Annotated in this window: 18 protein-coding genes and 1 pseudogene; 13 read left to right on the plus strand and 6 right to left on the minus strand. The window is 57.4% G+C overall.

From position 1 onward, the window contains the following. Window positions 1–15: 15 nt before the first annotated feature. Complete coding sequence (locus tag PHA01_RS26645) at window positions 16–1,491, plus strand: protein adenylyltransferase SelO (RefSeq protein ID WP_271899297.1); 1,476 nt, start codon at window positions 16–18, stop codon at window positions 1,489–1,491. An 837-nt stretch (window positions 1,492–2,328) separates the two neighbouring features. On the opposite strand, the gene PHA01_RS26650 is transcribed toward PHA01_RS26645, so the two are convergent. Continuing rightward, on the minus strand, window positions 2,329–2,595 hold the full coding sequence (locus PHA01_RS26650) for a SemiSWEET family sugar transporter (protein ID WP_224514437.1): 267 nt from the start codon (window positions 2,593–2,595) through the stop codon (window positions 2,329–2,331). Between the two features lie 24 nt (window positions 2,596–2,619). Beyond that, window positions 2,620–2,835, minus strand: a complete 216-nt coding sequence (locus tag PHA01_RS26655) for a DUF3072 domain-containing protein (protein ID WP_271899298.1) — start codon at window positions 2,833–2,835, stop codon at window positions 2,620–2,622. 328 nt (window positions 2,836–3,163) lie between these two features. Here PHA01_RS26655 and PHA01_RS26660 point away from each other — a divergent pair, with 328 nt between their 5' ends. After that, a complete protein-coding gene (locus PHA01_RS26660) occupies window positions 3,164–3,289 on the plus strand; it encodes a hypothetical protein (protein ID WP_271899299.1) in 126 nt (41 codons plus the stop codon). Between the two features lie 110 nt (window positions 3,290–3,399). Here PHA01_RS26660 and pdxR read toward each other — a convergent pair whose 3' ends face one another. After that, window positions 3,400–4,812, minus strand: coding sequence for a MocR-like pyridoxine biosynthesis transcription factor PdxR (pdxR, locus tag PHA01_RS26665; protein ID WP_271899332.1), 1,413 nt, complete (start codon window positions 4,810–4,812; stop codon window positions 3,400–3,402). A 90-nt stretch (window positions 4,813–4,902) separates the two neighbouring features. Here pdxR and PHA01_RS26670 point away from each other — a divergent pair, with 90 nt between their 5' ends. From PHA01_RS26670 to PHA01_RS26680, 4 genes and pseudogenes are all read left to right on the plus strand, one after another. Next, on the plus strand, window positions 4,903–5,319 hold the full coding sequence (locus tag PHA01_RS26670; protein WP_271899300.1) for a cupin domain-containing protein: 417 nt from the start codon (window positions 4,903–4,905) through the stop codon (window positions 5,317–5,319). Between the two features lie 243 nt (window positions 5,320–5,562). Continuing rightward, window positions 5,563–6,204 (plus strand): HD domain-containing protein, encoded by a 642-nt coding sequence (locus PHA01_RS26675; protein WP_271899334.1) that lies wholly within the window; start codon window positions 5,563–5,565, stop codon window positions 6,202–6,204. A gap of 94 nt (window positions 6,205–6,298) precedes the next feature. After that, window positions 6,299–6,457, plus strand: a pseudogene (locus PHA01_RS29535) (adenylate/guanylate cyclase domain-containing protein); the annotation flags it as partial. Between the two features lie 347 nt (window positions 6,458–6,804). Then, complete coding sequence (locus PHA01_RS26680) at window positions 6,805–7,791, plus strand: NADP-dependent oxidoreductase (RefSeq protein WP_417021045.1); 987 nt, start codon at window positions 6,805–6,807, stop codon at window positions 7,789–7,791. A 481-nt stretch (window positions 7,792–8,272) separates the two neighbouring features. Here the strand turns inward: PHA01_RS26680 and PHA01_RS29540 are convergent, their stop codons facing one another. Further along, entirely contained in the window at window positions 8,273–8,605 is a 333-nt protein-coding gene (locus PHA01_RS29540; protein ID WP_417021048.1) for a putative sulfate exporter family transporter, read from the minus strand. Between PHA01_RS29540 and PHA01_RS26685 the strand changes: the two genes are divergently transcribed. The 5 genes from PHA01_RS26685 to PHA01_RS26705 all read left to right on the plus strand — a co-directional run bounded on the left by PHA01_RS26685 (window position 8,504) and on the right by PHA01_RS26705 (window position 12,922). Further along, the gene (locus PHA01_RS26685) at window positions 8,504–8,737 is read left to right on the plus strand and encodes a hypothetical protein (RefSeq protein ID WP_271899301.1); all 234 of its coding nucleotides are present in this window, start codon (window positions 8,504–8,506) and stop codon (window positions 8,735–8,737) included. The genes PHA01_RS29540 and PHA01_RS26685 overlap by 102 nt on opposite strands. A gap of 501 nt (window positions 8,738–9,238) precedes the next feature. Further along, window positions 9,239–10,216, plus strand: coding sequence for a TRAP transporter substrate-binding protein (locus tag PHA01_RS26690; protein ID WP_417021049.1), 978 nt, complete (start codon window positions 9,239–9,241; stop codon window positions 10,214–10,216). A 139-nt stretch (window positions 10,217–10,355) separates the two neighbouring features. Further along, the gene (locus PHA01_RS26695; RefSeq protein ID WP_271899337.1) at window positions 10,356–10,871 is read left to right on the plus strand and encodes a TRAP transporter small permease; all 516 of its coding nucleotides are present in this window, start codon (window positions 10,356–10,358) and stop codon (window positions 10,869–10,871) included. A 3-nt stretch (window positions 10,872–10,874) separates the two neighbouring features. Next, on the plus strand, window positions 10,875–12,155 hold the full coding sequence (locus PHA01_RS26700) for a TRAP transporter large permease (protein ID WP_224514426.1): 1,281 nt from the start codon (window positions 10,875–10,877) through the stop codon (window positions 12,153–12,155). A 14-nt stretch (window positions 12,156–12,169) separates the two neighbouring features. After that, on the plus strand, window positions 12,170–12,922 hold the full coding sequence (locus PHA01_RS26705; RefSeq protein WP_271899304.1) for a FadR/GntR family transcriptional regulator: 753 nt from the start codon (window positions 12,170–12,172) through the stop codon (window positions 12,920–12,922). A 389-nt stretch (window positions 12,923–13,311) separates the two neighbouring features. Here PHA01_RS26705 and PHA01_RS26710 read toward each other — a convergent pair whose 3' ends face one another. Both PHA01_RS26710 and PHA01_RS26715 read right to left on the minus strand, forming a co-directional pair. Continuing rightward, window positions 13,312–14,640 carry a four-carbon acid sugar kinase family protein gene (locus PHA01_RS26710; protein ID WP_271899305.1) on the minus strand — a complete coding sequence of 443 codons (1,329 nt, stop codon included), beginning with the start codon at window positions 14,638–14,640 and terminating at the stop codon, window positions 13,312–13,314. After that, window positions 14,637–15,893, minus strand: coding sequence for a ribulose-bisphosphate carboxylase large subunit family protein (locus tag PHA01_RS26715; RefSeq protein WP_271899306.1), 1,257 nt, complete (start codon window positions 15,891–15,893; stop codon window positions 14,637–14,639). Before PHA01_RS26715 ends, PHA01_RS26710 begins: the two co-directional genes overlap by 4 nt. 127 nt (window positions 15,894–16,020) lie before the next feature. Here PHA01_RS26715 and PHA01_RS26720 point away from each other — a divergent pair, with 127 nt between their 5' ends. Next, on the plus strand, window positions 16,021–16,845 hold the full coding sequence (locus tag PHA01_RS26720) for a phosphogluconate dehydrogenase C-terminal domain-containing protein (RefSeq protein WP_271899307.1): 825 nt from the start codon (window positions 16,021–16,023) through the stop codon (window positions 16,843–16,845). Between the two features lie 84 nt (window positions 16,846–16,929). Then, a complete protein-coding gene (locus PHA01_RS26725) occupies window positions 16,930–17,871 on the plus strand; it encodes a D-ribose ABC transporter substrate-binding protein (protein ID WP_271899308.1) in 942 nt (313 codons plus the stop codon). The last annotated feature ends 20 nt before the right edge of the window (window positions 17,872–17,891 follow it).

A 17,891-nucleotide genomic window follows, 5' to 3' on the forward strand; every position in this document is an offset into this window, starting at 1 on the left:
AAAAGCAGGTTTGGAATGACCGAGATCGCATTCGACCATAGTTATAGCCGGCTGCCGGACAAATTCTTTATCCGCACCATGCCCACCCCTGTTGCGTCTCCGAGATTGATCAAGCTGAACTTTGACCTCGTTTTCCAGCTGGGTCTAGATAATCGGTGGTTGAGCAGCGCCGAGGGTATAGACCTGCTCGCAGGAAACAATGTCCCGCAGAGCGCTGACCCTATCGCCACCGCATATGCGGGGCATCAGTTTGGTCATTTCGTCCCGCGACTGGGCGATGGCAGGGCGATCTTGCTCGGTGAAGTCATTGATCGAGACGGTGTCCGACGGGATATACAGTTAAAGGGGGCGGGACGGACGCCCTTTTCGCGTGGCGGAGATGGACGTGCAGCGCTGGGTCCTGTCCTGCGCGAATATATCCTAAGTGAAGCAATGAACGCCCTGCGGATTCCAACCACCCGTGCGCTCGCTGCCGTACTGACCGGAGAAACTGTTGCGCGTGAGATGTCTCTCCCTGGTGCCGTTATCACCCGCGTTGCTTCCAGTCACATACGAATAGGGACGTTTCAATTTTTTGCCGCCCGGGGTGACATTGAGGGCATCCGTACTCTCGCAGACCACGTCATTGCCCGGCATTATCCCGAGGCGGCAGCAGGCGACATGCCCTACCTGTCGCTCCTGGCGGCTGTGATCGAAGCCCAGGCCTCGCTAGTTGCGCAGTGGATGTTGGCCGGATTTATCCACGGTGTGATGAATACTGACAACATGTCCATCGCCGGCGAGACCATTGACTATGGTCCATGTGCATTCCTGGACAATTACGATCCAGCGACGGTTTTCAGTTCTATCGATCATGCGGGCCGCTATGCGTATGGCAACCAAGGACCGGTCGCTTTGTGGAACCTGGTGCGTCTGGCGGAGAGCCTGCTGCCGTTGCTTGCGGGCGATCAGGACAAGGCGGTGTCCTTGGCTCAAAACGCGCTAGCCACTTTCGACGCCCAATTCCAAACAGTGTTTATCACCGGGATGAGACGGAAGCTTGGCCTGTTTACCGAGGCAGAAACCGACCTGGCACTCATTAAGGAACTGCTCGACACAATGACGCAGAGCCAGGCGGACTTTACTCTGACGTTCCGATATCTGAGTCACTGTGCCGAGACCGTCAACGACGATGAGAAGGTGCTCAACCTGTTTACAGAACCTGGTGCATTCAGGGAATGGCTGGCACGCTGGCGGGCGCGCATCGCTCACGAACCGCAAACAGGTTTTGAGCGCCGGACTGCAATGCGTCACGTCAATCCGCTTTTCATTCCCCGAAACCACCGGGTCGAAGCGGTGATAGCTGCAGCGGTCCAGAATAATGATTTCCGCCCGTTTGAAGAACTCCTGACGGTTGTCGGCGAACCTTTCGAGGACCAGGCCGAATTCGCGCATTATGCAAAGCCGCCGGAAATCCACGAGCGCGTTCTCGAAACATTTTGTGGTACGTGAAGTCTCATTGTTTCAAGAGGGTCGGAAATTGGATGGATCAGCCGACAACACACCATCCCATCTGTATATTCCTCTAATCGATGAAAGCGGTTGTCGGTTGTTGGTAAATCCAAAGTGTTGTGGTGCTGCTTGCGGTGCACTCGGACTCGTCCCAGCAATGGCCTATAAGCCGTTTGTCGCCCATTTGTTTATCTTTTCGATGGTCGGCGTATCGGTGCGTCGCGCGAGGACGCCGGATTATCCTCTTTGCCCGGTCTGATTGTACCCCTCCTATTGGCCGCCGACAAAAACCACCTCACGCTTTACGGCGCAGGGCGGTCTTTGGCGTTTTCGCGCGGCATGATGTATCCGTATCGGCCGCAGTTGCAGTCTTCATTTGCCACCTTGGTTTTACGTTTTATCCGAAGTGGAAGTGGCATCGCGCCGGTCTTACGAACATCGTCGGTTCGAGTTGACCCGCCGCAACCCGCGCTTATCTAAGATCAACCGCCTCATCAGGGGTGACTAGACTGGGCGGTGCGTCCTCGCTCGAGCAAAACGCCAGCGCCGCCAGTAGTGAGAACATGGCAACCAACGCGGGGAGTACAAGGTAACGCTGTCTCATCGCGAACTCCGATGTGTTGAGACACGATCATTATACCATTTGATGGCGTTCCAGTCGCCAAGCTTGGCCCGCGCAATGGTTCCCAGTCGCCGCGATCCCTACGGCATGCCTAAGTCGATCCGACCGCCTCGGCGACTATCGCCGCGATAACCGTCGAGGCGAGGGACAAGTGGCGGTTAGAAATGGTGAAGCGGGAGCAGGAAGGGCATGCTTGTGGCACTTTCATTCGTAGATCACGACCGAAGCTTCTTGATGAAGATGACACCGGAAAGGCAGAAACAAATTGAGTTGGTAAGAATGATCGGCCACTCGCCCCGCATCATTCCGAAGGCGGACCAGAGAGCGAACCCCACGACGGTGAGAGCGTACATACGGGTCGAGATCGCTTCGGTGTCGTCTGTCCTCATGACCTTCCAAACTTGAGGAACGAAACTTGCTACCGAACAAGCAGAAGCGAGGTAACCAACGATCAATGCGGTGTCCAAGGTGCGTCCCGCCATTCCAGCGTCCAGCCCGTACTCATGTCAATCGAGATCAAGCGCCTGTTTGAGTTCCTCAATCCTTTTCGAGGCCTCGGCTTTGGAAATGCCCTCCGCGAAAGCATCCGGTTTATGCGCTTGTTCGGAGAGGGTTTTCAAATAGGAGCGTTGAGCGCCGGTCATGGGCTCGTCGCCGCTGATCCAATCGTCGGGATCTTTCTGCCTATTGGAAGATATGTCAGTTTTTGGGCCGTTACTCATACTGATCTCTCCATAGCTGATCTCTCCATAGTTCCTGTTCACTAAACGTTCTTGTTTGGCTTGAGTTCCAAATTCGGTATGGCTGCAGACGACATCCTTGATGCCACCCCCAAGCCGCGCGATATGGCAAGCTGCGCCGTTTTCGTCATGCCGTTATGGAAGCCCTGCCTTGGCATGAGCCTTCGCCAGAAAGATAAGTACATTCTGGTGATGCTTTCATATTATCCGCAAGGGTGCGGCGACCTCAAAGCAGGCGCGCCGCAAAGTACGTGGCTTCCACAGGCGAGCTGCTGTAGGCTGGAAAAGCGGTCAACAAGAAGGACCCAAAGTGGAGCGTCACCTTGCAGCCATCCTAATTGCAGATGTCGTCGGCTATGGCCGTCTGAGCCGTATCGACGAAGAAGGTACGCGCGCGCACTTCCAGACAGACCTGCACAAGCACGCTGCACGGTAAAACAACAGCCAGAGAGCGTTGCAGACCGTCGCCGCCAGTTGGAGGCCAAATTCAATCGCTTGAACCACACTTGGACAAGATGGTCTCATCAGATTTAGCCTTGGCGTTGATCAGCTGAACCGACGGATTACTTCGAAGAGCTGATCACAGGATCGAGCCAGGTTTTTCGTTGGCGCGGTGGCGACACCAAGCAGGAGCGCAGACTCGGCGCTATCAGGCGACACATACCAGGGCGAAAGTGGCGCCGGCGACATGCCCAACGCCGAGACTTCGCGTACAACGGCCAAGTCCGGTGTTCCCCGCGGCAATTTCAGGAGAACAGCCAGCCCCGGCGCGGCAATGCTACTGGCATCAACGGATGCTCGAAAACAATCCAGCAGCGCCTGCCGCTTGGCGGCATAGGCGCGCTTGGTGCGCCGGAGATGGCGCATATAGTGCCCCTCGTGCATGAACTCGGCGGTTGCAAGCTGCAGCGCGGGGCCAGGTGGCGGCGCGAGGCAGGCTGCGACCTCCGCGAACGGAGAAATCAGTTCGCGCGGTGCGACCAGAAAGCCAAGGCGAAGCGTAGGACTGATCGTCTTGCTGAACGAGCCGATGTGAATGACGCGTCCATCCCGGTCGAGCGAAGCGAGCGCCGGCGCAGCCCTGCCCATCAGTTGCAGCTCGCTCAGATAGTCATCTTCGATCACCCAAACCTGGTTTGCTGCTGCCCATTCGAGCAGACGAAGACGCCGCTTGAGTGACAAGGCGGGGCCGAGCGGCGCTTGCTGACCGGGGGTCACCACGACGAGCTTCGCATCAGGATGGTGGCGCATGCCATGATCGATATCGATACCGTCTGCGTCAACGGGGATCGGAGCAATGGACAAGTGTGCGAGTTCGAGCCCTTTCCTGGCGAAGGGGAAGCCTGGATTCTCGACCCAGACACTTTGTCCGCCCAAGCCAAGAACGCTGAGCGTCAGACCCAGTCCCGCGCTGAACCCTCCGGTGATAATGATCTGCGATGGCGAGCAGCTGATGCCGCGAGCAACAGCAAGATAACCGGCGATTTCCCGCCTCAATTCGATCTCGCCACGCGGATCGGGATAGATGGGGGGAGAACTCGCCTCGGCGCGCACGGCATTTGCACGAATACGTGCGAACAACGTTGCAGGAAAGGTCTCGGTTGCCGGCACACCCATCTGGAAGAGCGCAGGTCCCTGCGTCATCTCCAGATAAATCTCCATGAACGAGCCTGCGTCTGCCGGCTGCTCTTTCTTTACGACGGCCCGAGGACGTTGGGCGACGCGCGTGCCAGTCGCCCGCGAGGCCTCGATCAACTGGGCAGCGGCCAGTTTCTCATATGCGGTCCGCACGGTACCCCGCGCGACACCGAGTTGGGCAGCGAGGTCCTGCCATGAGGGTAGGCGTGCGCCGGGCTCCAGCACACCATTCTCGATGGCCGTCGTCACCCCGCGTCGGATCTGCTCGGCCAGAGGCATCTTTGCCGTACGGTCGACAGTCAGGTTCAGCCGCTTGTTCATGCTGCCGTAGTACAGCATTTTGTCGCGTTCTTGGTGCTTTTTTTCTGGCCCACCAGGACGCATCTTTATGTTACAAAAAGGAGAAAGCCCTTGAAGGTCCGTACCATTGTTGCTACCTGCGCCGTGCTCGCCTTGGCGGGTACCGGCTCCACCCCGGCTCATGAGAGTCAAGCCGAAACGGTCACGCCTAAATTCGATCAGGCGATCCCGAACATCCCCGGCAAGTCGCTCGTCGCTGTGGAAGTCGACTATGCACCTGCCGCAGCTTCCCCGCCGCACACACACGCGAAGTCCGCCTTCATCTACGCCTATGTGATCTCGGGCGCGATCGAGTCGAAGGTGAACAATGGCGAGTCCCGCATCTACAAAGCTGGCGAGAGCTGGTCCGAACCGCCAAACGCCAGCCATTCAATCAGCCGCAATGCGAGCAAGACCGAGCCGGCGAAGTTGCTCGCGGTCTTCGTCGTCGACTCTGACGACAAGGCGCTCACCACCCCTGTCAAATGAGACCGAAGGAACAAGAACGATGACCAAGAGGCTCGATTACGACCAGACCGCTCCCAAAGGGCACAAGGCGCTCGGCCATTTAAGATGGCTTGAAGCATTGGTCTGAGGCCACTGGGGTTGGCCGACAAAGATCCCCAATTTCACCGAAGGGATTTTTGCACGCTGATGCGAAACTCTCGGTGGGTTGCCGGAAAATGACCCAGAGTATCCAGCAGCGATCAAGCAACGATTAGGAAAACCATGATGCTCAAACAAATAGCGGGAGTGCGCATACCCGACAGTAAGATCGGACGCGAAGTGACACAGCTCATTCGTGACACCGAGAGCGAGTTGCTCTTCCATCACTCGGTCCGGGTGTATTTCTGGGGATCCTTGGCAGGAAATCGGATGGAGCTGAACTTTGATCCGGAACTGCTTTACACGGCCGCCATGTTTCACGACATCGGCCTCACCGCACGTTATGAAAACAGCCAGCTACGCTTTGAAGTGGATGGCGCGAATGCAGCGCGCGAATTTCTTCAGGGGCACGGGATCTCCGAAAGCGATATCGAGACGGTCTGGAACGCCGTCGCTCTCCACACTACTCCTGGCGTACCCCAATATATGCGTCCCGAGATTGCGCTGGTGCAGGCGGGGGCTGGCATGGATGTGGCCGGCCGTGGCTATGATCAATTTACCGATGCGCAGCGCGAGGCCGTTACAGCCGCTTTTCCCCGAGAGACCTGCTGCAACGACGGAATCATTGACGCATTTTATCAGGGCATGAAACATCGCCCCGACAGCACCTTCGGCACCTTCAACGATGATGTCCTGGCGTTCAAAGATCCCAACTTTCGGCGGATTGATATGTGCAGCGTCATCCTTGCCTCAAGATGGAATAGTTGAATGCAGCTTTTCGCCCAGAGCCGAGGCTGCGGTTCCGGAACTCATCGGCACCGCCCGTATGGCGGCTCCGCTTCCGCAAACGGCAACCGGCTTCGATCTTTTCGGCGACTACACCGAGATTTCCAACCGCTGCCTGCCAATGAAGCCATGCAGCTGTTGAATGGCTATTTCGACACAGTGGTCCTCGCAATTGCGGGCAAGGGCGATGAAGTGCTGAGGTTCATGGGCGACGCTGTGCGCGCATTCTTCCCGGTTACCGGGCGGCATGGCGGCGGTTGCTGCCTACCGGGCAGCGACGGAAATCCTGGAAAAAAACCGAGACAACGCAAATCGCCGCAAGAAAATCGAGCGTGGGGCGTGGCCCTGCATCGTCGCGAAGTCAGCTACGTAATCTCGCTTCTGTCCGCCGTCTCGATCCACGCTGATTGGCCCAGACCGCAACATGGCGATGGTAGGAACTGCTTATGTCGGCATCTTTCGTAAGTGCAGGTTCTGGGATCGAGAATTCCATTGGGATTCGACCGTTGTAAAGGCTTCAAAAATCCACTCGAACTCCTTGAAAGAAAATGAAATCGACAATCAAGGCGAAAGGAAGTGACAATGAGCACGAATGAGCAAAAGGCTGCACCGGCCAAGGGCCGCAAGGACCACTTCATGATGGCTTGGCGGGTTCATGAATTCGGACCACCGGATGTCATGGCGTTCGAGAAGATCGACTGCCCGCAGCCGGGACCCGGCGAAGTGCTGATCCGGGTGCGCGCCGTCGGCGTCGGCCCCTGGGACGGCTGGATAAGAGCCGGCAAGAGCGCCTTGCCGCAACCTTTGCCCCTTACCCTCGGGTCGGACCTGTCGGGTATTGTCGAGTCGGTCGGCCCTGACGTGAGGAATTTTGCAACGGGCGATGAAGTCTTTGGCGTAACGAACGGTCAGTTCGTTGGTGCCTATGCCGAATACGCCATCGCGTCAGCCAAGATGATCGCGAAGAAGCCAGTCTCACTCGACTACAATGCAGCGGCGTCGGTTCCGGTCGTGGCTGTTACGGCCTGGCAGGCGCTCTTTGAGCATGGAAAACTTGCAGCCGGCCAGATAGTCATTATTCACGGTGGTGCAGGAAGTGTCGGTGCCTACGCGGTGCAGCTGGCGCATCGGGCCGGTATTCGTGTCGTTGCGACTGCCAGCGCCGCAGACCTTGCCTATGTTCGCAGCCTTGGCGCGGATGAAGCGGTCGATTACAAGAGCGAGGATCTTGAAAAGCATTTGGGGCAGGCCGATGTGGTTATTGATCTCGTCGGTGGAAGGACGCAAGATCGTTCTTTCAATCTGCTTCGTCGTGGCGGCAAGCTTGTCTCCGCTGTCTCGCAACCCGATCAGGAAGAGGCCGAACGTCATGGCGTCGAAGCTTTTTTCTTCCTCGTGGAGGTGACCGGCGATCGCCTTGCGAAAATCGCTGACTTCATCGACAACGGGAAGATGAGGACACAGGTCGGCGCGGTACTCTCCTTGGCTGAAGCGAGGACCGCCCATGAAATGCTGGAAGGCATTTTGCCCCGGCCCCGCGGAAAAATCGTTCTCGATGTCCCAACGTGACGGTGGAGCACCGCTCGGATAGCACGTCCGCGCCTCTAAGCGGCAAGCGTCTCCAGTTCAAATTGAAGCCGGGCCGATATTGCCATGCATGACATCGCAGTATCAACGACAATACCATAGTCGAGCGGTGGGCGCTCGGCTCGACTATGCTCTTATTCAATGTGGCCATGCAATTTGCGCCTCGCCGATTGCCTTGAGGAGATCGGCGCATGCCATTGGGTTGCTCAGTGGGAACATCGCCGAGAGTCCGTCGCCCCAGCAATTTGAGATTTCACCACCACGTTCCTCAAAGATCCGGAATAGCATCAGAAAGGCCTTTTAAAAGTCGATTACATCATCGTACGGGTCGGAATAAATTCAGAAGCGCTGGGACGGCTTGCCGTTTCTCCAGAGCAGCTGGATTTATCTCACGGCGATGCGTACAACGTGCGCCGCTTATTTCGGAAATCTTGGAAGCTTCACTTCAAACAGTACACACCGCCTAAAAGGAACATCGCGACAAAAATGGTCTCGCCGACGACGAACGCAACGGCTTGGGCACCCGCATATGAAATTGATAAAGCGAAGTCTTCATACCGACCGCTAGCATTCCTCCCGGCAGTGCCCAGCGAGATCGTTCGGCACCGAAGGTCAACAAGACCATGGGCATAACTCCGGCCGAATTCGCGCTCGCCAGAACGAGGAACGCCAAAAGGAATCCGGGTATTATGGTTTGGCGCTTCACGTTTCCACCGGCCGCGAGACGGTGTTGAGGGTGACGCAAATTCCGATGCCGCGGGCGACCGTCTGGACCATCATCAAAATCAAGTTGCATGGCGTCAGCCTTTCGAATGATTTGGCCGTCGTGCATTTCGAACACGCCATCGCCGCCGCCTTGCGCGTAAAAATCTACCTCCAGATTATCCCACGTCCCCATGTGTTTCTGCGCAAGAGCAACAAACGATAGGTGCTCGGCTCTACATCCTTATGCAGTGACCAGATGGTTTGGCACTTAGGGGATTCGAGTTTGCTATGGATGCGTTGGTTCACCGCATCCTGCATGAAGGGCCTTGTCGCGCTTCGCATCGCGACGGTTTTAGCAATTCATATTTTCTGGTTGGCCGGGTGCAAGCGACGACTTCTGTATTTGGGAGGCCCTGATCGAACAGGGTCATCACCGTTCGCGCGAGACTATCCGTATCTTCGGGGCGCGCGCAGCTACCTGAGTTCCCCCCACTCTCCTGATAACAGCTCAAAGTCATAATACAAAAAACTGAAATTTGTATCTTGACATGATCTCATTCGGCTAATAGCGGTAGCAACTTCGGGAGGACGATTGAACACCGCGTGCAGCCTTCGGCCTGGTCCAGTGCTGACGGTCATAATCTGTGCACAGCGGCTGAACTCGTGGATTCTGCCAGCTCCGATGGGTCAATAACCCGTCGATTTTCGAAATGGGGAGGAACTCATCATGTATTTTTCCAAGCCGACAACGACAGCCATTGCCATTGGTGCGCTGATGATCGGAGCTGCAAGCGCTCAGACCGTACTTCGTTCGGCCGATACCCATCCTGATGGTTATCCGACGGTTGAAGCGGTCAAATATATGGGCGAACTTATCAAGGAGCGCACCGCCGGGCGTTACTCGGTCGAGGTCTATCATTCCGCGCAGCTGGGCGAGGAGAAGGATACGATAGAACAGACGCAGGCCGGCGTCCTTGATTTCAACCGCGTGTCAATGGGCCCCTTCAACGGCGTTGTCCCGGTGACGCAGATACCCTCGCTGCCCTATATATTCCGGTCCGCAGACCATATGCGCAAAACGATGGACGGACCGATTGGGGCTGAAATCCTCAAGGCGTTCGATACGCACAATCTCGTCGGCCTGGCTTTCTACGATTCCGGAGCCCGATCTTTCTACAACTCCAGGAAAGCCATCACCTCTCTCGCCGACCTGAAGGGGATGAAGTTCCGCGTCATCCAGTCCGATGTGTTTGTCGACATGGTCAACAACCTTGGAGCCAATGCTACGCCGATGGCCTATGGCGAGGTCTATTCCGCTCTTGAGACCGGCGTCATTGACGGAGCCGAAAACAACTGGCCGAGCTTCGAATCCGCCAAACACTACGAAGTTGCCCAGTTCATCACTTTAGATGAACACCAGATGGTCCCGGAAGTCCTCGTCATGTCGAAATCGAGCTGGGACAAGCTTACTCCCGAGGACCAGGCCATCGTGCGTCAGGCGGCAAAGGACAGTGTTGCCAAAATGCGGGAGCTCTGGGACGCTCGCGAAAAGAAATCCCGCGCAACCGTTGAGGCCGCGGGAGTGAAGGTGAGCGAGATCGACAAGCAACCGCTGATCGACGCGATGAAGCCCGTCTACGAAAAATATCTGTCGACGCCGGAGTTGAAAGACCTCGCCGCCCGCATTCAGGCAACCAAGTAATCCTTGTGACCACAACGGCAGTTCCGCACTGCCGTTGTGTCCTGACAGGAAAGAAAAGCTGTAGATGACCGGCAACAACAATTCGCAACAAGGTTTGGCTTCCGCGGCAAGGAGAACGCGCCTGCTTCGCATCGGCGCGATGCTGACGAAAGTCAGCGATGGAGCCCTGTACCTTGCCGGCTTTGGCCTCGTCGTCATGACCGTCCTTGTCGCCTATCAGGTTTTCTCCCGCTTCATTCTGAACTCGTCACCGAGCTGGACAGAAACCAGCGCCATCATGATCATGAGCTGGTTCATTTTCCTCGGCGCGGCCATCGGCGTTCGCGAGAATTTCCATATGGGTTTCGACGTGCTTCTGTACGTCCTGCCACAGGGAAGCAAAGGGGCTCTGCGCGCATTTTCCGATGTGATCGTTCTTACTTTCGGTATCGGCATGGTTTGGTACGGCTGCAAGCTTGTGATGCTCACATGGCAATCCACCATTCCATCGCTTGGTCTGCCCGCTGGCTTCGATTATCTCCCGCTGACCACGGGCGGCATTCTGATCAGCCTGTTTTCGCTGGAGCGCATCGTGATGCGATGGGCCGGGATCAGCGTGGACAAGGATATCAACCTTGAAGACGTTCCCGACATGCCTGTCGTGCAGGAGGCTTGAGTCATGGAGCTGTGGATTCTCTTTGGCTTCTTCACGTTCCTGATGTTTATCGGCACGCCGATCGCCTTTTGCCTTGGCGCAGCCAGCTTCGCCACCGTGCTTTACCTCGGTCTGCCGCCACTGGTCGTCTTCCAGCGACTGAATTCCGGCATGAATGTTTTTTCGCTGATGGCCGTGCCGTTTTTCATCTACGCCGGAGACCTCATGGTTCGCGGCGGCATCGCCCATCGCATCATCGCCTTTGCCGGTTCGCTTGTCGGGCATTTGCGGGGCGGGCTCGGACAAGTCAACATCGTGACGGCAACACTGTTTGGCGGCATTTCGGGCTCGGCCGTTGCCGAAGCCGCCGCGGTTGGCGGGCTGATGATTCCGCAAATGAAAGCAAGGGGATATGGTGCAGACTACGCGGTCAATGTTACCTCCATGGCAGCACTGATCGCACTGCTTTTGCCGCCTTCCCAAAACATGATCATTTATTCCATTGCCGGCGGTGGAAAGATCTCAATCGCCGATCTGTTCACCGCCGGCATTCTCCCGGGCCTCCTGCTGGCAGTCTCGCTCATGGTCACAGCCTATATCGTTGCCCGCAAGCGGGGCTACCCGACGGAGCCCTTTCAGGGCTTCGCCCAGGTCGGCCGTTTCGCCGTCATTGCCGTCCCGGGCCTGCTGTTGATCGCCATCATTTTCGGCGGCGTGCGTTCAGGGATTTTCACCGCAACAGAAAGCTCTTGTATCGCCGTTATCTATGCCTTGCTGGTGACGGTGCTGGGTTACAGATCGATGCGTTGGGACGATTTCGTCCATGCCACGCAAGGTGCGGTGCGCACCACAGCAATGGTGCTGCTGATAATTGGCACTGCGGCTTCATTTAGCTGGCTTATGGCCTATCTCAAAGTTCCTTTGGCGCTGATCGCAGGAATGAATGCCATCTCCACAGACCCGCTGGTCGTTCTGCTCCTGCTGAATGTCCTGATGCTGCTTCTTGGTACGTTCATGGACATGGGCCCCATGATTATCATCTGCACACCGATCTTCCTTCCGATGGCCCAGCACTATGGAGTCGACCCGGTCCATTTTGGCGTCATCCTCATTCTCAATCTTGGTATCGGATTGAACACTCCGCCCGTTGGCACCGTCCAGTTTGTCGCGTGTGCCGTGGGCAAGATCACTGTGTGGCAAGCCATGCGTTCCATATGGCCCTTCTACGGCGCCGGAATTGTGGTTCTGGGTCTTGTCACCTATATTCCGGCCATCTCGCTCTGGCTTCCGAGCGTGTTCAAATAGAGGTGGCACCGGCAATGGAAACTGTGACTGATCTAAAAGTGGAACGACGGCCGAAGCTGTCGGAAACAGTGGTCGCGGCCATCCGCGAGCAGCTGCAGACCGGGCTTATGCAGCCAGGTCAGAAGCTTCCGACCGAGGGCCAGCTCACAGAAACCTTTGGTGTCAGCCGCACCGTCATCCGCGAAGCCATCGCCCAGTTGGCTGCCGCCGGCCTCGTCGAGCCGAGACAAGGGGCAGGTGTCTTTGTGATCGAGCAGATTTCGACGGCGTTCGGTGCATTGACGTCGGAGATGGGCACGAAGAACTCCATAGCGCTCAACGTTCTGGAAGTCAGGCTGGCCATTGAGATCGAGTCGGCGGGGCTGGCCGCCACACGGCGCAATGCGGCGCAAGAGGCGGCAATCCAGGAGGCCTATGTCGAGTTCGACGTGCTCCTGCGAAATGGGGATCCCACCGGGCCGGCCGATCTGGCTTTTCACCGGGCTATCGCCAGTGCAACCAACAATCCGATCTATGTCGAAATGCTGGATGTCCTTGGCCGCCGCGCCATTCCCTGTGACGTGACTTCTCCGTGGTCCACGGAAACGTCGCAATCGGACGAATATCAGCGTGGTCTGCATCGTGAACATTTAGCCATTCTCAAGGCCATTTCCGCCGGCGATGCCGAAGCTGCCCGTCACGCAATGCGCGTTCACCTCAGTGCCAGCCAAAAGCGATATCTCGAACGCCTTCAGGCGCGGCATGGCTTTCATCAATCCGGCCCTTGAAAGCGCCAGGACCGCGAGTAACGATAATTTTCAGGATATAATGACCTACGTTCGCACCGAATTCACTTGCCGCTATGCCATCGACCCGGTTGCAGCTGCTGCTATGGGAAACCGACGAACTGCGCAACAACGTTCACATCGGACATTGTTTTGAAAGGTGGACGCGTCAATCAATTTCTTTCGGTCGAGTTGGCAAAAATCGGTGGCGATGCAGCCATACCGCGCCCCACTTGCGCCCCCCCGTACCGCCGTCTATTGTGCGTGAGCCAAGATCGTCGAGATGCAAAGCATGCAACGAGCCGAGATGCCTGGCAAATGTCATGCGTGCCGTTGCCTTGAACGCAGCATCAGCACGTTGCTCCGGCGTTGGTCGCCGGGGCTGGCGCACGTCAATCCAGCCGTCCATCCCGGATGCGAACGAAGAAGTCTTCGTTGCCGATCTGGCCGCCCTTAAGGACAAGTTCCAACGGTGCCGATCCATCAAATCGGTGAGCCAGGCATACCGGAGAGCCCGGGGATTGCGCAATCGGATGACGCAGAGTGAGTGCCCCGACATGGAGCTCGCTGAGGGCATGGCTTGATGTATCACCACCGGCAACGACAACTCTCTTCAGGCCGTTCGCAGCCGTCAGACGATTCAGCAAGGCGCCAAGCCGCCGGCCAACACGATCATTGGCACGCCTGTCGGTGATCGGCTGTATTGATGGTTTGCCCAGCGCCGTGAAAAGCAGCGGGCTCCTTCCTGATGTCAGGACCGCTGTGGCCGTATCGAAAGCTGCAGTTTCGGCTCGTTCCGACCCCGCACCGGTCGCAAGCGCCGCGTAGTCGACCTCGATCGGTTCGAAGCCATGACTGCTGGCATATCTGATCTGCATTTCCGTTGTCGGGGAGCAACTTCCGGAGACGACCGCGATTCTCTCCTGGGGTAACAGCGGCGATGACGAGGCCGCTGGTGCAAGATTGCCCCCGGCGCGCAGGGTTTCAATATACGCATATTCGACACCCGACGATCCGAATATGAGCGGGGCAGCGCTGCCAAGGTTCGCGTCAATGAGGGCACCTGCGCAGCGCAAGCTCAACAAATCGGCGACATCGATCATGATGATTTTGTGGTCTTCGTCCAACGCCTTGCGCAAAGCCATCGATCCGTCGCCAGCGAGGAGTGCCGGAAGCTCGACGAGGCCTATCGAAGTGCGCGTCTGCTGCGCCAGATGCCTGCGCAGATCGGCTTCATGCATCGGTGTGCTGGGGTGCCGGCTCATCACCGGATGCCTGTCGATCCGGAAGACCTCGCCGCGAAACCGGGCAAAGAGTTCACCAAACATGGTGTAGCGTCCGAGTTGGGGGACCCCGACAATCAGCAGCGCGGCCTCTTGTTTGAAGGTTTCAAGGCCAATATCGATTGCCCGGCCGATTGAGCCTTGCGCGGGCGAACTGTCGAATGTCGAGCAGACCTTGTAGTGACAGATGGGAGCCCGCAACGATCGCAGCCATGCAAAGATCCTCGGCAATTCGCGGTCCATCCATTCAGGTGTTTGGCTGCGGCTGGTTCCCGCCAGGCCGACCGCCGCAGCGTTGTTGAAGGCTTTGAGGCGCGCATCATCCGGAATCTCGGTAAAAAGGACGGTCTCGATGCCGTTCGAGCTCAAGGCTTCCATCGCATCGGTAGACCCGGTGAAGTCATCGCCGTAAAATGCGATCTGCGTTTTTTCCGTCATGACAACCTCGACCGGAAGGTTTCAACTGCCGCACGAAGGTCGGGGTGCGTGACTGCGTAGGTTTCGAGACTGATGCCCTCCACTGCGGCCTGCCAGGCTTCGCGCAAACTCCTTATCCCGCCCGCCGGACCATGCGGATGCCCCATTATGCCGCCGCCAGCGCAATAAATGAGGTCAGTCGAGCCGAGCGCCTTGTAGGTGTCTTCCACCTGTTCTGCCGACTGCCCCGAAGAAAATACCGGCATCACCCTGAAATCCCTGTCACCGTCAAACAGGGGGGTGAGGCACTGGCCTGCCGACGCGATCGACGACGTGCCATCCTCGCTGAACTTGTTGCGCAGCCCATTGACATGAAGATGATCAACCCCGGCAATCCGCCAGAATTTCTGCCACGCGATGAAACTGATCCCGATATCGGGCGAGCGTGAGAACAGGCCCCAGCCGTTCCGATGGCCATGTATCGGTAAATCCGTATGCTGTCGCAGCGCTGTGACAGCGGGAAGCCCGACGCTGTGGATCCCGACCATGACACACGTTCCACCCGCATCGCGTACGAGGTCGGCGTTACGCTTCATTTCATCCATCCCGCCGGTGATGTTGAAAGCATACATCGGCTTCTTGCCGGTTCTGTCAGCAAAGTCGCGGAGCACCTTCATTACGGCCTTGACACGTTCAGCAAACGGGCAGTGCGGGCCATTGGCCTGCAACTCATCATCCTTCAGGAAGTCAATTCCGCCTTCCGCCAGTCGCGAGACGAGGCTGGCAGTCTGTAGAGGATCAAGTCCGACGCTCGGCTTGATGATCGTACCAATCAATGGACCGACAGGTACACCGGCCAACTTGCGCGTTCCGCCTATGCCTGCCCGCGGGCCGGGATAGGCGGCCGCAAACTCCGGTGGAAGCTCGACGTCAAGCAGACGAAGCGCAGAGACCTCGCGCAATTCGAAAAGGTTGCCTGCAACTGTTGCCAGCACATTGGGAAGCGACGGTCCCATGTTCGCCAGTGACCAGGAAAGGCGAATTCGCCCGCGCGTAAATTTCCTGCCGGCTACCCTGCATGGCAGGGAAGGCTTGCTGGCCGCACCAGTCTCGACGATCGACTCAATGCGCGCCCCATAGGCCTCTTTCAGCTCGTCGGTCTCGCCTTCGAGCTGCATGAACGTGCCTGAGGATTGTTCCCCGGCGATGATGGCCGCCGTATCGGCAAGGTTTCCGGGCGTCTCCAGATCGTAATCAGCGTAAATTCGGTTCACGTTCACCTCCCGTTGATTGCCAGCATACATACAGGCGCATTATTAACTGATCAACTCATTATACCAGTTGACAACATGATATCTTGCCGACACATTGCGGCGAGGAATTCAAGGGAGGGCATTCTTCATGAAAATCGCGCTGCTCGGTGCTGGCGGAAAAATGGGGACGCGGCTCGCGAAGAACCTTACGGGGTCGCGATTCCAAGTGGCTCATGTAGAGGTCAATGAGGCGGCAAAAGCCCGCCTGAAGGATGTGCTGGGTGTCGACTGCGTCACTCCGGAGGAAGGCCTCGAAGGGGCGCACATCGTTGTTATGGCGGTTCCCGATACAGCGATCCGGGCAGTGTCTCATCAGATCGTCGACAGGCTCCAGCCCGGCACGATGGTTGTCATCCTCGATGCGGCCGCACCATTTGCCGGCCACCTGCCGGAACGCAAGGACATCACCTATTTCGTCACGCACCCTTGTCATCCGCCGATCTTCAATGACGAGACAGAAATGTCCGCAAAACGGGATTTCTTCGGCGGCGTCGCTGCGGCGCAGTCAATCGTCAGCGCGCTGATGCAAGGGCCCGAGGAACACTTCGCCCAGGGCGAAGAGGTGGCGAAACTCATTTACAAGCCCATCCTGCGCTCGCACAGGGTTACTGTCGAGCAGATGGCGCTGCTCGAACCCGGCCTTTCGGAGACTGTCTGTGCGTCACTGCTGGCGGCCATGAAGGATGCCCTGGACGAGGTCGTTCGCCGGGGCGTTGACCCGGTCGCGGCCCGCGACTTCCTGCTCGGGCACATGAACATTCTGGGTGCCGTCATCATGGGGGAGGTCGACGGCGTATTCTCGGATGCCTGCAACAAGGCAATCGAAAACGGCAAGCCGCGGATAATGCAGCCGGACTGGCTGAACGTCTTCAATCACGACGAGATCACGGAGAGCATCCGGCGGATCACCTGATCCGACGGTGATCCATCCCTGTTGGAGGACAGCGATACACCATTGAAAAGCGATCGATAAAAGTGTCACTCGGGAGGAGAAACCATGACATTCTTGAAAAAGCTCTTGCTTGCAACAGCAACAACCGCGCTTCTGGCAGCTTCGCCTGGCTTTGCCAGTGCCGCTGATCTGCTGGCAATTATCACGCCGTCCCACGACAATCCCTTCTTCAAATCGGAAGCGGAGGGTGCAAAGGCTCGCGCTGAGGCCTTGGGCTACGAAACGATCGTGCTTGTGCATGATGACGATGCCAACAAGCAGAATGAGTTGATCGATACCGCCATCGCAAGGGGTGCCAAGGCGATTATACTCGACAACGCAGGTTCCGATGCCTCGGTCGCTGCGGTACAGAAGGCGAAGGATGCAAAGATCCCGTCCTTCCTCATCGACCGCGAGATCAATGCGACCGGTATCGCTGTGTCGCAGATCGTCTCCAACAATTATCAGGGCGCAACTTTGGGCGCTGAATTCTTTGTCGAACAGATGGGCGAGAAGGGGACCTATGTCGAGCTCGTCGGACGCGAGGCGGACATCAATGCCGGCATCCGCTCCAAGGGCTACCATGACGTCATCGATCAGTATCCGGACATGAAGATGGTTTCGCGCCAGTCGGCGAACTGGAGCCAGACCGAGGCCTTCGCCAAGATGCAATCCATCCTGCAAGCCAATCCGGATATCAAGGGTGTAATCTCCGGCAATGACACCATGGCCATGGGGGCATGGGCCGCGTTGAAGGCCGCCAACCGCACCGACGTCATCCTCGTGGGCTTTGACGGCAGCAATGACGTGCGCGATTCGATCAGCGAGGGTGGCATCAAGGGCACTGTCCTGCAGCCGGCCTACCGGCAAGCGGAAATGGCCGTCGAGCAGGCGGACAAATATCTGAAAACCGGCTCCACCGGCGTAGAGGAAAAGCAGCTGATGGATTGCGTCCTGATCACTGCCGACAATGCCAAAAAGCTCGAGACCTTTGCCATGAAGGAATGAGCACAAGAGGCGCATGGCGG

Source organism: Candidatus Phyllobacterium onerii, assembly GCF_028331445.1.
GTDB lineage: Bacteria > Pseudomonadota > Alphaproteobacteria > Rhizobiales > Rhizobiaceae > Phyllobacterium > Phyllobacterium onerii.

What these genes read in the sequence shown, in the direction of transcription:
- PHA01_RS26645 (WP_271899297.1), top strand. Translation starts at nt 16, where the DNA reads ATGACCGAGATCGCATTCGACCATAGTTATAGCCGGCTGCCGGACAAA.
- PHA01_RS26650 (WP_224514437.1), bottom strand. Translation starts at nt 2,595, where the DNA reads ATGGCGGGACGCACCTTGGACACCGCATTGATCGTTGGTTACCTCGCT.
- PHA01_RS26655 (WP_271899298.1), bottom strand. Translation starts at nt 2,835, where the DNA reads ATGAGTAACGGCCCAAAAACTGACATATCTTCCAATAGGCAGAAAGAT.
- pdxR (WP_271899332.1), bottom strand. Translation starts at nt 4,812, where the DNA reads ATGAACAAGCGGCTGAACCTGACTGTCGACCGTACGGCAAAGATGCCT.
- PHA01_RS26675 (WP_271899334.1), top strand. Translation starts at nt 5,563, where the DNA reads ATGCTCAAACAAATAGCGGGAGTGCGCATACCCGACAGTAAGATCGGA.
- PHA01_RS26680 (WP_417021045.1), top strand. Translation starts at nt 6,805, where the DNA reads ATGAGCACGAATGAGCAAAAGGCTGCACCGGCCAAGGGCCGCAAGGAC.
- PHA01_RS29540 (WP_417021048.1), bottom strand. Translation starts at nt 8,605, where the DNA reads ATGCAACTTGATTTTGATGATGGTCCAGACGGTCGCCCGCGGCATCGG.
- PHA01_RS26695 (WP_271899337.1), top strand. Translation starts at nt 10,356, where the DNA reads ATGCTGACGAAAGTCAGCGATGGAGCCCTGTACCTTGCCGGCTTTGGC.
- PHA01_RS26700 (WP_224514426.1), top strand. Translation starts at nt 10,875, where the DNA reads ATGGAGCTGTGGATTCTCTTTGGCTTCTTCACGTTCCTGATGTTTATC.
- PHA01_RS26705 (WP_271899304.1), top strand. Translation starts at nt 12,170, where the DNA reads ATGGAAACTGTGACTGATCTAAAAGTGGAACGACGGCCGAAGCTGTCG.
- PHA01_RS26710 (WP_271899305.1), bottom strand. Translation starts at nt 14,640, where the DNA reads ATGACGGAAAAAACGCAGATCGCATTTTACGGCGATGACTTCACCGGG.
- PHA01_RS26720 (WP_271899307.1), top strand. Translation starts at nt 16,021, where the DNA reads ATGAAAATCGCGCTGCTCGGTGCTGGCGGAAAAATGGGGACGCGGCTC.
- PHA01_RS26725 (WP_271899308.1), top strand. Translation starts at nt 16,930, where the DNA reads ATGACATTCTTGAAAAAGCTCTTGCTTGCAACAGCAACAACCGCGCTT.